Source organism: Paenibacillus provencensis, from assembly GCF_042678545.1.
Taxonomy (GTDB): domain Bacteria; phylum Bacillota; class Bacilli; order Paenibacillales; family Paenibacillaceae; genus Paenibacillus; species Paenibacillus provencensis.
Genome location: NZ_JBHTKX010000004.1, coordinates 208,210 through 221,450 on the forward strand (window position 1 = coordinate 208,210; position 13,241 = coordinate 221,450).

Annotated in this window: 13 protein-coding genes; 9 read left to right on the forward strand and 4 right to left on the reverse strand. The window is 38.3% G+C overall.

The window, feature by feature from the left end; genetic code table 11:
• Positions 1–53 precede the first annotated feature (53 nt).
• Positions 54–1,289, forward strand: coding sequence for a replication initiation protein (locus ACFQ3J_RS21545; RefSeq protein ID WP_090727317.1), 1,236 nt, complete (start codon positions 54–56; stop codon positions 1,287–1,289).
• Here ACFQ3J_RS21545 and ACFQ3J_RS21550 read toward each other — a convergent pair.
• From ACFQ3J_RS21550 to ACFQ3J_RS21560, 3 genes are all read right to left on the reverse strand, one after another.
• Positions 1,280–2,383, reverse strand: coding sequence for a replication initiation protein (locus tag ACFQ3J_RS21550; RefSeq protein ID WP_090727318.1), 1,104 nt, complete (start codon positions 2,381–2,383; stop codon positions 1,280–1,282). The two genes, ACFQ3J_RS21545 and ACFQ3J_RS21550, sit on opposite strands and share 10 nt — an antisense overlap.
• Positions 2,384–2,540: 157 nt before the next feature.
• Positions 2,541–3,512, reverse strand: coding sequence for a HEPN domain-containing protein (locus ACFQ3J_RS21555; protein WP_090727320.1), 972 nt, complete (start codon positions 3,510–3,512; stop codon positions 2,541–2,543).
• Positions 3,513–3,647: 135 nt separating this feature from the next.
• Entirely contained in the window at positions 3,648–4,748 is a 1,101-nt protein-coding gene (locus ACFQ3J_RS21560; protein WP_090727322.1) for a hypothetical protein, read from the reverse strand.
• 475 nt (positions 4,749–5,223) lie between these two features.
• Here ACFQ3J_RS21560 and ACFQ3J_RS21565 point away from each other — a divergent pair, with 475 nt between their 5' ends.
• From ACFQ3J_RS21565 to ACFQ3J_RS21580, 4 genes are read left to right on the forward strand one after another with little or no spacing between them, the layout of a single operon-like run.
• Positions 5,224–6,474 (forward strand): toprim domain-containing protein, encoded by a 1,251-nt coding sequence (locus ACFQ3J_RS21565; protein ID WP_090727323.1) that lies wholly within the window; start codon positions 5,224–5,226, stop codon positions 6,472–6,474.
• Between the two features lie 53 nt (positions 6,475–6,527).
• A complete protein-coding gene (locus tag ACFQ3J_RS21570; RefSeq protein WP_090727325.1) occupies positions 6,528–6,767 on the forward strand; it encodes a hypothetical protein in 240 nt (79 codons plus the stop codon).
• A 55-nt stretch (positions 6,768–6,822) separates the two neighbouring features.
• Complete coding sequence (locus ACFQ3J_RS21575) at positions 6,823–7,152, forward strand: hypothetical protein (RefSeq protein WP_090727326.1); 330 nt, start codon at positions 6,823–6,825, stop codon at positions 7,150–7,152.
• Between the two features lie 16 nt (positions 7,153–7,168).
• On the forward strand, positions 7,169–7,408 hold the full coding sequence (locus ACFQ3J_RS21580) for a hypothetical protein (RefSeq protein WP_090727328.1): 240 nt from the start codon (positions 7,169–7,171) through the stop codon (positions 7,406–7,408).
• Between the two features lie 187 nt (positions 7,409–7,595).
• Here ACFQ3J_RS21580 and ACFQ3J_RS21585 read toward each other — a convergent pair whose 3' ends face one another.
• Positions 7,596–8,069, reverse strand: a complete 474-nt coding sequence (locus tag ACFQ3J_RS21585; protein ID WP_090727329.1) for a hypothetical protein — start codon at positions 8,067–8,069, stop codon at positions 7,596–7,598.
• Positions 8,070–8,229: 160 nt separating this feature from the next.
• On the opposite strand from ACFQ3J_RS21585, the gene ACFQ3J_RS21590 reads away from it, so the two are divergent.
• The 4 genes from ACFQ3J_RS21590 (at position 8,230) to ACFQ3J_RS21605 (ending at position 13,215) form a co-directional block, all read left to right on the forward strand.
• Positions 8,230–9,921: a sensor histidine kinase gene (locus ACFQ3J_RS21590; RefSeq protein WP_090727331.1), complete on the forward strand. Its 1,692-nt coding sequence runs from the start codon at positions 8,230–8,232 to the stop codon at positions 9,919–9,921.
• A gap of 16 nt (positions 9,922–9,937) precedes the next feature.
• On the forward strand, positions 9,938–10,741 hold the full coding sequence (locus tag ACFQ3J_RS21595) for a LytR/AlgR family response regulator transcription factor (protein WP_379293981.1): 804 nt from the start codon (positions 9,938–9,940) through the stop codon (positions 10,739–10,741).
• A gap of 196 nt (positions 10,742–10,937) precedes the next feature.
• The gene (locus ACFQ3J_RS21600; protein WP_090727334.1) at positions 10,938–12,104 is read left to right on the forward strand and encodes a DNA polymerase III subunit beta; all 1,167 of its coding nucleotides are present in this window, start codon (positions 10,938–10,940) and stop codon (positions 12,102–12,104) included.
• Between the two features lie 67 nt (positions 12,105–12,171).
• The gene (locus ACFQ3J_RS21605; RefSeq protein WP_090727336.1) at positions 12,172–13,215 is read left to right on the forward strand and encodes a DUF6094 domain-containing protein; all 1,044 of its coding nucleotides are present in this window, start codon (positions 12,172–12,174) and stop codon (positions 13,213–13,215) included.
• Positions 13,216–13,241: the final 26 nt, after the last annotated feature.

A 13,241-nucleotide genomic window follows, 5' to 3' on the forward strand; every position in this document is an offset into this window, starting at 1 on the left:
GGAAAATCAGTAACCGGTTATTTATAGTAAATTTAAAGGGAGGGTTAAGAGAAATGAAAGCAGAGCAGTTAGAATTCGACCTGGAACCAACATCTATTTCACCTGAGTATATCGTTACAAAATCAAATGCATTGATCGAAATGCCTCTTAACCTGGACCTGCAGGAATCACGAGTAATCTATACACTTATATCCTTGATCCAACCCGATGATGAGGATTTTAAAACTCATTTTGTTAAAGTGAAAGAATTTGCTGATATTCTAGATCTGCAGGAAAAGAACTTCTATAAGAAAATAAGAGAAGTTGTAACTGGGCTGCAGCGAAAAACACTCGTTATCCGTGAAAATAATGGGGAATCAGAGCTAGTGGTAAACTGGCTTTCCGCGTCTCGTTATCACCATCGGAAAGGTGTAGTTGAATTAGAGTTCTCGCCTCAGTTGAAGCCTTATCTACTGAAGCTTAAGAAGGATTTTACCCGATATAAATTGGCCAACGTCCTGGTCCTTAGAAGTAAATACTCGATTCGGATGTATGAACTGCTGAAACGTTATCTCAATTTTGGAAAGAGAAGGTTCACACTTGAGCAGCTTCGTAACTTACTCGAGATTGAACCAGGCAAATTAACGCATTATGGACACCTAAAGCAGCGGGTACTTTTAAAAACACAAGAGGAGCTGGCTGAGAAGACCGATATTTCTTTTGATTTTGAGGAGACAAAAGTCGGACATAAGGTAGTCGCAATTACTTGTTACATAAAACAAAATCACCGTAAAAAGTTGCTGCAAAAGGATCCTGATTTATTTGAAGAAGGTGTCACAGCGATTTCTTTATTGACTCGCTTCGGTGTAAGAAAGTCTGTTGCTGAAGACTTGCTCAAAACATTTGGCGAAAAGAGAGTCAAAGCCAATATTCAGTATGTTTATGAGACTAAACAAGAGGCGAGCATTGATAATATAAGCGGTTATATGGTTAAAGCAATCCGGGAGGATTTTGTGAATAACGGAGCAGGATATGAGGAGGAAGATCTTTATGATTTTGAGACATCGATTCCTCATTTGAATGTCCGCTTGCGCCGACTGATTGAAAATCATCAGGAAAAGATGGATCAGGCGAAAAAGTCTGAAGAGAAAAAAATGCGTAGTGACATGACTCAAGCGGTTGTTGATGAAATTCACAGAACACTTGAAATACGAAGGAGCCGAAATCTTCGGCCACTTGATCCGGAGGATTTTGAGCAAAAGTATGTACGAGAGCTGTATGAATACTTATTGGAGCACCCCTATGTATGATTGGGGTGCTTTTTCTTTCGATTATCGCTTACAAAACCATGGATATCATTGATAATCTTATCCTTAGCCTTGAGCCAAAGCTGAAGAGTGTTCTTTTCGTATCCATTATCTTCGCAGTACTGTCTAAATTCCTTTTCTATCACAAATTGAGGAGTCACACTGGTAATATTCCTGAAGGGATCCAGGAAGTCATGAATCAGCAGGTATTCTTCAGGTCTCAGTCCGTTTATTACTTGTCCAAAGTTCTCAGTCTCAATAAGTTTTGATAAATACGGCACCGGCTGCCGGATTGATTCAATTCGAGTTTGAACATAATCAAGTGCAACAATAAAAGCATATTCTCCTTTTTGCAGCCACTTGGAATAGAGATCCGGAGTAAGCTTGGCATCAATGAACTTTGTGAAAAGCTTGGCTTGATCCAAAAAGTAGTCCTGGTTGATATCCAGGTGAGCATGCGAGATGGAACGGGATAGCTGGATTTGCAAACTATTTATTCGATTTCCTGATTTTTGTTCCATGAAGTTTATCGACAAGCCAAGGAGAGATTTAATTTCTTCAGATGCTGGCACCAGTATCCTTGCTTTAAAGTTAGCATAGCGTGGGTATTGATCATGTACATCTAACAACCCTCTTAATTCTTCGATAGTAACAATATCACCGTGCCATATGCTGTCACGAACAAGGGTATACAATTTGATAGTAAAAGTACTTTTGGCTTTCAGCAGTAAGTTTATTTCATCGGTATTAAACATTTTGGCAAGTCTGAGAAATAGAATTTCTACGGCAGCATGCATTTTGAATCTAATTACTTGGGATCCGCGAGGTATTTCGATATTTTCAATCAGCCTTTTCTCGAATTCAAGAGAGCCTGCCTTTATTACAATCTCTTTTTCAGCAAGATGAGTAACACATGATTTTAATTCTGTATATTTAACATTTTGATGACCCATTCTCTCGGACAAATCGGATAGTCTTGTCTCGTATTGATGGGACGGAGAAAGATTCCAGCGAATTAAGTCTGAAAGCCACAGAAGAACTTTGATTTCAATGAGGGTAAGTTTCTGTAATCCCAAAAAGGAGTTTTTAAATGACATATACTGATAATCACCTCAGTGGCTATTATACTGTAGTTACATATTATTAGATACTAGAAGACTGTTGTGCAGCAATACAAACTAAAACGGTGTTGTTTCTTTTTTGTAAAAGCAAAAAACGTCACCGTTAATTGGCGACGTTTTTGTTGAATGGTATTTAATTTAAAACAAGATCTAGGAAAAAATCATCAATCTCTTTATCCGATTTAGAGAAAATTTCATGATTGTTAACAACAAGTTGTCTTAATATTTCATCAAGATCCTGACAAAGTTTACCTAAGCTAACGTCACTTTCCTTACCAATTTGTTGACCATGGACAACCTTAGACCGGCAGTTGTAGGCATCTTTAATTACTTTAAAGTAATATTTCTTGGTTACATTTGAGGTGCCAAAGAAAAGCGCTACTCTCTCTGCAATTTTATAGCTCAGCTCAGAGGTTCCTGTAGTAAATAGACATTCTAGTGCAGTACAATATGATAATATTTTCATTGGTATAGTTGCACTTCTTCTTGCACCAAGAATGAAGTAAATAGCTCTATTCATCCGATCAACGTTTTTTTTCTTATAAAAATGGTCAGAATCAGGATTTTTCCCGCCACTGTGCCTAAGTTCGTAATCTTCTAATGTGATTAAAGGGAAATAAGAGATAGCTTTTTGTATTTCAGTATCTGAATAAATCGAATCCTCTTCTTCAGAGTTTGAGTAACTAAATACCTCAGATAAGGAAGCTTTATATGTAACACCATCTATATCAATACCTTGTTCGTAAATTATTAAAAAACCCTCTCGAACGTAAATATTATTGTCTTTTATTTGCCATAGGTAGTGAGTAAATAACTGGGCTTGCCTTAATAAAGAAAAGTCTAGATTAATGTAGTATCTATTCATCTCATCTTCTTCTAGAATAGGTGGTTCTACTTCACCATCAATATATAGATACGTTGCATCTTCAAATTCATTAATTGAGTGGAACCCAGCAGTATACCTTAGTAGTTCCGTCTCAAGAGTCTCTCTGAATATTTTTTGACCATTAGAGATTCTTGCACCAGGATATAACTCAATTCCTTTATTTTTAATAGATTCAAGCCTTAAATTATGAAATACAGTAATGAACCTATACTTTTTCATTATTGAAACCGTCCTTTTTGATTTTTGCAAAAGAATACTGTTTGTCAGTTCTGAATTTTGAGAATGATTTAAATTAACTATACCATATTAAGGTATTTAAATAGCCACTGGAAATCCAGCGGCTTAACAGTTTTTTTATTTATTTTCATCTACGAGTGGAACGTATTTACCCATAAGATCATTAACACATTCGTTTAACTTATCTTGTGCTTCAGGTGTAAGTTTAATTTCCTCTCCATTAACAACAACATTACTATTATTTTTAATTTCACTAGTATTTTCAATGTGCACATCCATATCAACCGTTATATTATTTATTATAGTTAGGTTATTATTGTTTGCATTGTTACCATGGTTGTTAACTGTAGTTGTTGGTTCAGGGGAGTCTTGAAATGGTGATAGTTCTTCTATGTGAGGTACTATCATAGTAATCACTACCCAACGAAGTACCCATATAGTATAGTACATCCATGTTGGTCTATCGCTTTCTGCAGAAGCGGTTCCTTTTACATTTGCAATAACTTCATCTTTTAAAAGTCCTAGTATAGCAATAAGCTCATGTAGTTTTTCATTTGTTGCATCAGGAATGGGTTCATTAGCTATCTTTTCAAACAAAGTAGGATTAATAGCCCCCAATAACGAGGAAACTCTACTTAATTCTGAAAACTGGTTTCCCAGACCGCTTAATCTAGGATCTGGAAAAAGAGTGTTAACAATCGGGATGTTTACTGTTTTTACAGAATTTAATTCTTGAATAGCGTTTCCTACTTCAAGAGTTTTAGCGAAAGCAGTTGTCGCTAACTCAAGTGAGTTTGTTCCTTCAAAACTTCGAATAGCAGAGCTTAGGTAATGCTCACTATTAAACCATCCCGAAGCTTTATTTGCTTTATTAATGGCATCAATTAAAGGATTAGTCCGACTTAATTGCTGCATATTATCAAAAATAGTTGCTGATATTGAACTTAGTTCAGGGATTTTAATTTGACTAGTTAAGGAAAGTACTGGTGAGAGCGAAGTGATGTGAGAAGCTGTTGAGTTTAAAGCCTGCTGAGCAAGGGCTGTACTCTCCATGAAGCCAATTGATTTAGGGTAGTACTCTTGAGCTTCTAATATCGATCTACTAATTTTTAAAGGTGTCTCATACATCTTTATTAACTTATTTTGTCTCTCTATAGCTTTAATTGCTGGATTCAGTGTCATGCCTTCTATGAGCATATCTAAATCAGTTTTTTTCATTGTGTCTCCTCCGACTTGTTTTTGTTTATTATTATTTTATTATTACGTAACTGAAACAAACCCAGTTACGAACTAAATTCCACAGAGAGAGTGCTGCCTGTACTTCATATTGTCAATTCATAATGATTATATAGTTTTTGGTATACTGTTAACCAAATGATTAAAGAAAGGGAAATTAATGCTGCAATCTTCGCACGAACCTAATTCTACGGTGTTGTCTCTTTTCTCTATTGATAGGAAATGATATAATCGAACTATTATATGAATCATCATTAATTTTCTCTGCTGTCTTACATTTCAGTGGAGTGGGAGTAGCTGTTATAATGGCAAATAGGTAGTTGGATTGCTGGTGCATGCGGTATAAGTATGTACTTTTTTTGCGTCCATTTTTGTGAGCTCATCAATTGATGAGCTCTTTTTTTATGCCCATAGGAGATTTAAAAACAACAGGTTTCATAAAGAAAGGGGTTAATTCATGAGATTACGTAGAACAAGAAATACTGATTGGTTTGAGATTATGTCGCTGTGCCCGATCTGTGGGAAGAAAGGGTGGTGTGCGATAAATAAGGATCAGACCATTGTTCATTGCATGCGAGTACCATCGGATAAATACAAAGATACAGATATAGGTCGGCAATATACACATTATTTAACGGAGAGTGTACCGCGGGAGCGGATTGAAATTGAGGTATCCAATGCGGTAGAGAAGCGATCAAATGACCATCTGAATCATGTATACCGTGCCTTTACTAAAGAAGTCCCTCTGTCTACAAAGCACGCAAGTCACTTACGTAGCGACCGAATGATGGACGAGGACTCAATACGAATGAGAGAGTATCGGACAATGCCAGAAAGGGACCGTTATAAATTCGCTAAAGGGATGATTGGTCGATTAAGCAGCGAAAATGACTTACTAGGTGTTCCAGGATTTTTTGCTGCTGAGGGCCGCTACGGAGCATACTGGACGATAGCTGGGAATACGGGTCTAATGGTTCCGTATCGATCAATCCGTAATGAAATCACTGGCTGGCAAATTCGTGTAGATAAACCACCGCTCGAGTTATCGATGCAGGGTTCTATAAAAGGTGAAATTATGGAGGAGGTTGAGCCCCTTCCTAATGGCTTGAGACGAGCTAAATGCTCACTCCAAGTCCAGGATAAAACACTTGAAGTAATTCTTACTGAAAAGGATAAGAAGGTATGTCATTCCAAGTCCGGTCAGTTTGTCTTCAGTGTAAAACTTGAGCAGGGTACCAAGTACTGGTGGTGGAGCAGCGGATCTAAAATGAATGGTGCTTCTATAGGGGGACCACTGCCGGTTCATTTGGCTCTTCCTTATCCATGTCTCCCATATTGGAAAACAGGGGAGGATCCCAGCAATATTATCGACTGTTCAGAGGTATGGGTGACAGAGGGAGCACTAAAAGCAGATCTTGCAGCTGATTTAATGGTAAAGCCGTTCTTCGCCGTTCCTGGAACCGGAGCTTTTAGATTAGCTCTTGAACCATTAAAGGAGCTCGGCTGCAAACATGTCGTTTTAGCCTTTGACGCTGACGCAGTTACAACTCCTGAAGTAAAACGTTCTCTAGAGCTATGCGCAGAGTTTTTTGCAAAAGAAAGCGATATGGCATTAAGTCTTGCAATGTGGGACGTTTCATTAGGAAAGGGAATTGATGATCTACTGCGGGCAAATTATGTTCCTCAGGTGTCTTCTTTATTGAGTTAAGGCATTGTGTGGCAGGGAGTTCAAAATTAACTATAGAGAGGAGATCAATGGATATGATAGAAAAAGAATTTTCAAATTTCGTAACAAAAATAAATCAGGAAGAAGATAAAGCAAAGGGGATACACTTTAGTAACGCTGAGCTACTACTAATCGAAAGTGCTTTATCGATTGCAAAAGAAGAATCAGGAGGTTTTATCGGTCCAGGTCAATGGTTATATGACAAAGTACGTAACCATCTAGAGTCGCAAGGATATAGATTTAACGATGATGGATCGTTCTATCAGATTACGTAGGATTTACCTAGGATTGGGATTAAAATAAATAACAATAATAAGGGAGAATGAACATATGCCAACTTGTATAGAATGTCGTTTTTATGATGATGCAGATGCAGATTTCTTGACAAAGGAAAAAGATATCTGTATAAGTTGCGGACCACATATTTTAGTGGAGTTCGGGGTTAGTGATAAACTCGGTAAATATGTGAATGTACATATCAAGAATCTCCTGGATTATAGTGGAGATGACGATGCAACTTTCTATAGTGAAAGTAAACACTCTTACAAAAAAGATGCAATTGATTACGCTAAGCAAGCTGCTGATAAAAACCAGAGGAATTTCATCATTTTGTACAGGGGAATCAGCCCTTGGTTGGCAGATAAAGAGTTGAGCATTTAGGTCAGGAGAAGATAGCATGCAATTTCAAATAAAACAAGTAGGTCGGCGCTGGTTTAAAGTCGAGGTTTTAGAGCCCATAGATGGCAGCAGGTCCTATTATGATAGAGGAGAAGCGGAAGCCAGTTTTAGTGTTAATCTTGAGTCATCGAAAAGGAAATGGACGATCACAGGCACTGGATCAAGAGCTTACCGGAAAGAAATGATACAAGAATTAGAAAATTATGTTGAGCTGCATGAACCATGGATTGAAGAGTAGCAGTGGTGTAATGAGTATATGTCCAGGTTTCATCCCGGGAATATTACTAATGAACTCATTAGGTAAAATATTGGGTTTTAAAAGAATGAAAGCGAGGACATGATGTCCTCGCTTTTTTGACTTTTTGAGATGACTATTTTCGACAACAACTCTAACTTTTATATCATAAACAGAGTCATAATATATGCTAGGATATTTGTAAAGTTCGTAATGGAACTGACGTACTTATAACTATGTGAGCAGTGGATATACGCTCAATATGTACAAATTCTTCTGGCGTTTTTGTATTGCTATTTTTTCTGTACGTTACTTCATTTTGTAGAACGATTCTTGCTTTCCTTTTGACATCTTCAAGAGATGAACTTTCGACTCGAATACGGAATCCTGGAATATAAGCTGTATAGTGATTTTTATCTCTATTGGATTCATACAAAACTGGGAACTTAGTTCCTCCCATAAGAAGAGTTTCAGTACTTGCGTTATCATCTGGAATTAGGCTGCCAGCATCGATAAGCGATGAAATTTCATGATTTAGAATTTCTTGAATAATTTCACGTGCTTCTTCGTAAGTATCACCGATGATGTCCATGTTAAGAGCAGGTATGTAAGCTACAACATTCGACGTAGCTCGATCTCCTTCGTAAATTACTAAATAAGACACAGAATAATGCCCCCCTTTTGCCTGATTGCGAACGTTCTACTTGAAGTTTATAACAAATTTGTTAACAGTGGAATATTAATGGCCTAAAATGGAGATTAACCGACCTGAAATGTAAATTATGTAGGCAAAAGGGGGCAGGACTTAGGAAGGATATGTTTTTATGCCTGTAAGAAAATTTGCACTTTTATCCGCAATAACTATATTCATTTTCCTATTAACAAATCTATTCATATTCTATAATATAAGCAAAAAGACCTTTTTAAATCATATGTCAAGTGACACAATGGTCATTTCAGAACATATTTCTTCTGATATAGATAATTTTAGCGGTGCTATTAAGATCTCCGATGCGCTATTATCGGATTCTTTACGAAATGCAGCTATAGCAATACGCAATAGTCTGCCGATAAAGTATAAAGATGTTACAAATGATCAGTTGAAGGATTTAGCAAGTCGTTTAGAGGTCAGTGTGATTTCATTAATTGCACCAGTAAAGGGGGAGTATAGTGTTGTACGGTCTTCAGATGCATCTCGGATAGGTAAGAAGACAAGGAATTGTGATACATGTGATACAGCGATGTCCGAGCCCTACTGGTCTGCTAAGCCAACTGTGCAGTCTATTAATTCTGAGACTCATCATAAACATGGTTATTACTATGACGGAGAAGCGAATTATATTATCAACCCTTATGTAGATAATGGATATTATTTTTTAGTTAACCAAGAGTTGGACGTAGATACATATGTAAACAACATTCTCCAAGACCATAAGGGGGAGTTACTTGATATAACTGCGTTTTGGATAGATGTTATCGAACCTTCTGTAACTAAAGAGCTAACCAATACTGCCCCTCTTAGAGGGTTTAATCCCACAGAGGAGGACATATTTTTAGGTTCAAACTCATTTGCGAGTCCTAGAGATATAGATCACATACAAAGAACTGCATTAACGGGGGATTATACAACATATGTAGACGTAATAAACGGCCAACGTGTCATAAAAACTTTCTACCCAGGTGTCATTGATGGATATACGTTTATTATTAGCATCACAGGCAACATGGAAACATCGAACCCGGTATTGAACAGTCTTATTTCTAAGTACGGGATTCTTATAACAAAGGTAACGATTATAAGTCTATTGTTCGGGTGGGCTGTACTGAGGTTGTCTAAATATCCAGGTAGTTTTGTTACGATTGAGCATGAAAAACCTGAGGGTAATATCGATCACTTGTGGGTCGAGGTAAAAGGTCAACGACATGACTTGAACAATCATCTCGATACCTTGCATGGTCTTCTTGAACTCGGTTTTTATACTGAGGCAAAAGAATATATTAATGATTTAGTAGAAGAGACTTCAACTATCAACGAGATAATTGATATTGGGCAGCCGGAAATCGCAGTTTTGATTCTAGCTAAGATGTCACAGGCAACTGCTAAGGATATCGATTTTCAGTTTGAAATACTAAATAAAACTAAATCAAAGTTAGTTCTTTCAGGAAACAGAAAAATGGACTTAGTAAAAATCCTCGGAAACCTGTTGGATAATGCGTTTGATGAGGTGATGAAGCTGAGTCCAGATCAAAGACTGGTTGTGCTTAATGGAGAAATACGTAACGATGTGTTTCAATTTCTGGTAAAAAATAAATTGAGCCAACAAATATCTCCTGCCATGATTGAGCAGATGTTCCTTCCAAGGAAAACTACAAAAAACAGCACTGGAATAGGGTTAAGCATTGTAAATGAGAGGGTAAAGCGCAATGAAGGAAGCATTATTTGTCAGCTTCCGGAAGAAGGCTTTATCCAGTTTGATGTGTTGTTACCGATGGAACAGAGTAAACTAACGGAATAGAGTAAGAGGTGCAAAAATGGAAACAAATTTTACAATTATTATAGCTGAAGATGGAGTTGTCCAACGAGGAAAATTAAAATTATATGTCGAGAAGATGGGACATACCGTCGTAGACATGGTAAGTTCGGGTTCACGTTTGATTGAAAGCTGCGCAATATACCGACCGGACATTGTTCTCCTTGATATCGGACTCGAGAAGCTGGATGGATTATCCGCATTTCGTATACTTCGAGAAAGCGGGAATAACTCAAAAATGATCTTTGTGACGGGTTCTGGGAATCCTACACATCTTTTAGCGAGCTATGATTTGGATAGCGTTGATTACATCCTGAAACCCGTAACCTTTGAACGACTAAAAAAGGCGATAGATAAAGCTGCTATACAGTTGAGTGCAGAGAACATCTTAAGTACAAGACAGAATGAGGATGTAAACATGATCACTGTTATGTCTAACAGACGTGATCTACTAGTAAACGAGAAAAAGATACTTTTCGTCGAGAAGATTAACGATACAAAATGGATAAAGATTCATCTCAAAGATGGAGAAATCATTGAAACAAGAACACCTTTAAAAAAAATATTGGATCAGACATCGAGGATTATTTTTTGTCCACATCGGAGTTTTCTCGTAAACATGTTGTGTGTGGAGGAGGTAAGGGCAGATCCAGTCACTAAAGGAAACTATCTGATCTCATTGCAGAATTCTGTTGCCGTTATCTTACTTTCTAGAAACCACTATGAAGAATTCTTACAACGACAATCTGAACTGAAGAATAGGATGAACATTGATGGCTGGTTAAGCTTGCAGGGAACCAATTGAATTAATATAATGATGGTATTACGATTTACCATTATTTTTCACCACCGCTATCATTTCGGTAGGTGAGCGAGTAACCCAATTTAGGGAACATAAATATGAGGCATGAATTGCCGTGGAGAACAAAGACACGCCAAAGGTGTGTTTTTTTGTTTCTTCACGGCTTTTTTTGTGCTTAAAAACTGGGAGGAATTTAGAAATGGCAAAAGCAGTGGAAGAACGTGTTACTACGGCAGTTAAGGCAGAGGGAGTATCGTTTACCGTTGATCATGAAGCGATTATGAACGTATTAACGACTTGTTCTAAGGTAGTGCCGAGAAGCAGCGTTGTTCCAATACTGAAATGTATTAAGTTTGATTTAAACAAAGATGTTCTTTTCGTTACGGCAATGTCCGATTCCCAATCGGTTATTGTGAAACTGCAGGTAGAGAATACAGGAAATCAGGATGGGAGCTATCTATTTCCTTCAAGAGAAGGAATAGAACTTGTAAAACGTTTGCCAAGCGGTTCGCTATCGTTCAGTGTAAATGAGGCCTCTGTACGTATCTCGTATGGGAACAATGGTTCTGCATCGCTTAAGGTCTTGGATCCGGACGAGTATCCTCAGCTGCCGTCAGTGGCCGGAGTAAAGTTTGTGCCGGTTCCAATGGATGCCCTGCGAAAGGGTGCTGCAGCCCAGCGTTTTGCCTCAACTGATTCCAGTACTGCTATTCTCTGCGGTATTAATATCCGCAAAGTAGAGGATAAGCTTGGATTTACCGCGACGAATAGGCATCGGATATATGATTTCGTTTCTGACGTAAAGATACCAAATCCAGACGAGTTTCGTGGTGGAGTTATCGATGCTATAAATTTCAAAAGTATCGTAGATACTTTTAGAACCTCTGAAAGAATTGATTTGGCAGTGACGGATCATCATTTAATTTTAAGAGACCGTAGCAGCAATTCAGTGTACTTTGGTAGGCTAGTTGAGGGAAGTTATCCTGATATTGCGAAACTCTGTGAGATGCCTGAGCAGTCCTGTCTTGCAAGGATTCCGCTTGGGCGCCTCGACGAGACGTTGAACCGGATGTTATCGCTAGAATCCGAAAATCATCGTGTATATTTTTTACATGGAGATAACGGAGAGCTGGTTGTTAAATCGGAAAGCCACACAGGTGAGATTGTAGAGTCAATTGAAGGCTCCGTTGTAGATAAAAGTATGGGAATGATCAGGTTCAATGCTCGATATCTGAGGGATGCCCTTTCAGCCAGTGACCGGGATGTGAACGATGTTTTATTTAACATTACAGGTCAGAGTACTCCATCATATATTACGTATGATGGAGATCCATCGGTATTGAACGTTGTATTACCCGTGAGGTAATAAATATCAAGATAAAAGAGAGCTGCGCATGCGCGGCTCTTCTAATTTCTATTGGGGGTTAATAAATATGTCCGATAACATGAAGCGCATGTTTGATCGAATTATTAGAAACAAAATTCGTATGGGTAACTTTGAGACAACTGATCGAGATATGGACTGCGTACGAAAACTATTACAATTTCCTGATCGGCCGTTCTCAGCTGCGGATTTTTGTGCAGGAAGTGGCCGTGCAATGGAGATTCTTACACAAGGTTCAAAGGCTGTAACGTTTGGTGTGGAACCTAATGAAGAGAAGTACCTGGAGCTCCGAGAGCGCGTACACCAAGCATGTTTTGGAGGCTATGAACAGTGCCGTATCTCTAAGGACTACTTCAGGCTCATATACTTAAATCCTCCCTATGATGATGATTCGGAATCAGAGGAGAGCAAGCGAGAGCGTAAAGAAAAGGTGTTCCTTCGGCACATCATTCAGTACTTGGCGGTTGACGGAATACTTATCTATAACATTCCGAGGCGACGTATGACTAAGGATATTGTCAATTTGCTAGTCACTAATCTGGATGAGATTAATGTTTATCAATCTCATGACGATACATACGGTCAAGTATATGTTTTCGGTCGTAAACGATCTGTAAAGTTCATTGATCGACCGGAAGTACAAAGAATACTTGGATTAGTTGCTGAAGGAATTGTACTTAGTCGGTTACCTGAAGCAATAGATCCTATTTATAAAGTGCCGGCAGGGAACGTCACTCCAAAATACTTCAGATCGATAATCATGGACGTAGACCAGCTCAGGGTCGTTTCTTGCCATTCATCTTTGTCACGAAGAGGCATGGAATGGACGACACCTAAAGCACCTGCTTTGAAGCTGCAGCCGCTCCTTCCGGATAAAGAAATGCATAGGGTCCTAAGAATGGCCTCAGGCCGATTAAACGGAAAAGTTGGCAGCGGAGAACTTCTTCACGTTCTAAAAGGCATTGTGAAGAAGGATGCTACTACGGAAATTGAAAAAGTCGGGGATGAGACCATAGAGACGACAAGGGAAACCTTTAAGATTACCTTTCGTATCGTGGACCGGTTTGGAAATATTCGAACGGTTCAGAGCTAACATCTTAGAAAGCAGATGAGGGGGAA

Excerpts from the sequence above, each read along its gene's own strand:
- ACFQ3J_RS21545 (WP_090727317.1), top strand. The coding sequence starts at position 54 with ATGAAAGCAGAGCAGTTAGAATTCGACCTGGAACCAACATCTATTTCA.
- ACFQ3J_RS21550 (WP_090727318.1), bottom strand. The coding sequence starts at position 2,383 with ATGTCATTTAAAAACTCCTTTTTGGGATTACAGAAACTTACCCTCATT.
- ACFQ3J_RS21555 (WP_090727320.1), bottom strand. The coding sequence starts at position 3,512 with ATGAAAAAGTATAGGTTCATTACTGTATTTCATAATTTAAGGCTTGAA.
- ACFQ3J_RS21560 (WP_090727322.1), bottom strand. The coding sequence starts at position 4,748 with ATGAAAAAAACTGATTTAGATATGCTCATAGAAGGCATGACACTGAAT.
- ACFQ3J_RS21565 (WP_090727323.1), top strand. The coding sequence starts at position 5,224 with ATGAGATTACGTAGAACAAGAAATACTGATTGGTTTGAGATTATGTCG.
- ACFQ3J_RS21570 (WP_090727325.1), top strand. The coding sequence starts at position 6,528 with ATGATAGAAAAAGAATTTTCAAATTTCGTAACAAAAATAAATCAGGAA.
- ACFQ3J_RS21575 (WP_090727326.1), top strand. The coding sequence starts at position 6,823 with ATGCCAACTTGTATAGAATGTCGTTTTTATGATGATGCAGATGCAGAT.
- ACFQ3J_RS21580 (WP_090727328.1), top strand. The coding sequence starts at position 7,169 with ATGCAATTTCAAATAAAACAAGTAGGTCGGCGCTGGTTTAAAGTCGAG.
- ACFQ3J_RS21590 (WP_090727331.1), top strand. The coding sequence starts at position 8,230 with ATGCCTGTAAGAAAATTTGCACTTTTATCCGCAATAACTATATTCATT.
- ACFQ3J_RS21595 (WP_379293981.1), top strand. The coding sequence starts at position 9,938 with ATGGAAACAAATTTTACAATTATTATAGCTGAAGATGGAGTTGTCCAA.
- ACFQ3J_RS21600 (WP_090727334.1), top strand. The coding sequence starts at position 10,938 with ATGGCAAAAGCAGTGGAAGAACGTGTTACTACGGCAGTTAAGGCAGAG.
- ACFQ3J_RS21605 (WP_090727336.1), top strand. The coding sequence starts at position 12,172 with ATGTCCGATAACATGAAGCGCATGTTTGATCGAATTATTAGAAACAAA.